Annotated in this window: 1 protein-coding gene; it reads left to right on the forward strand. The window is 56.0% G+C overall.

Annotation, left to right across the window (positions count from 1 at the left end; genetic code table 11):
* Nucleotides 1-46: 46 nt before the first annotated feature.
* On the forward strand, nucleotides 47-1,135 hold the full coding sequence (locus RBA40_RS33290) for an IS630 family transposase (protein ID WP_306653187.1): 1,089 nt from the start codon (nucleotides 47-49) through the stop codon (nucleotides 1,133-1,135).

Here is a 1,135-nt window from a genome sequence, read left to right on the forward strand (position 1 = left end):
GCATGGACTATGTTGTATGCATTCAATGCGCAACATGGAGGCTGATATGGGTGCAGGTCGTCCGAAAGTGGAGCTGATCTTGACTGACGCAGAGCATGATCAATTATCGGTTTGGTCGCGTCGCCGCAAAACGGCGCAAGCCTTGGCGCTGCGTTCCAGGATCGTGCTGGCGTGCGCCTCGGGTGCAGAGAACAAGACAGTGGCAGCGGATTTGAAGATCGCTAAACAAACGGTCTGTAAATGGCGCGGGCGCTTTATCCAGTTGCGCCTTGACGGCCTACTTGATGCACCCCGGCCAGGTGCGCCGCGCACAATTGACGACGCGCGCGTCGATGCAGTAATTGCCAAAACGCTTGAATCGCTGCCGACGAACGCAACCCATTGGAGTACGCGGACGATGGCAAAGGAAGCCAAGCTATCGCAGACGGCCGTGAGCCGGATCTGGCGCGCCTTCGGCTTGCAACCGCATCGCCAAGAAACGTTCAAGCTCTCCACTGATCCTTTGTTCGTTGAAAAGACTCGCGATATCGTAGGGCTCTACATTGATCCTCCCGTCAAAGCCATGGTGCTTTGTGTGGACGAGAAGAGCCAGATCCAGGCCCTCGACAGGACTCAGCCGATTCTGCCGTTGGCACCGGGCGTGGCCGAGCGGCGCACTCACGATTACGAGCGCCACGGCACGACTACACTGTTTGCGGCGCTCGACATCGCCACTGGAAAAGTCATTGGCGAACTACATCGCCGGCATCGCAGCAGCGAATTCCTGAAGTTCCTGCGCACTATCGAGGCCTCTGTTCCAACTGACCTGGATATCCATCTCGTGATGGACAACTATGGCACGCATAAGACCCCAACCATTCGCAATTGGTTTGCCCGCCATCCTCGCTTCCATGTCCACTTCACGCCAACTTCAGCGTCGTGGCTCAACCAAGTAGAGCGGTGGTTTGCCACCCTGACCGAAAAGCAGATTAGGCGTGGCACCCATCGTTCTACACGTCAGTTAGAGGATGCCATTCGCTCCTACTTGGCATTTAATAACGCAGAACCGAAGCCCTTTGTATGGACAAAATCGGCCGACGCCATCCTGGCGAGCATCGAGCGATTTTGTCTGCGAATTTCTAACTCACCACACTAG

Source organism: Massilia pseudoviolaceinigra, assembly GCF_030846505.1.
Classification (GTDB): Bacteria; Pseudomonadota; Gammaproteobacteria; order Burkholderiales; family Burkholderiaceae_D; genus Telluria_A; species Telluria_A violaceinigra.

Bases quoted from the DNA above. Each gene is read 5' to 3' on its own strand.
- RBA40_RS33290 (WP_306653187.1), top strand. From the start codon at position 47: ATGGGTGCAGGTCGTCCGAAAGTGGAGCTGATCTTGACTGACGCAGAG.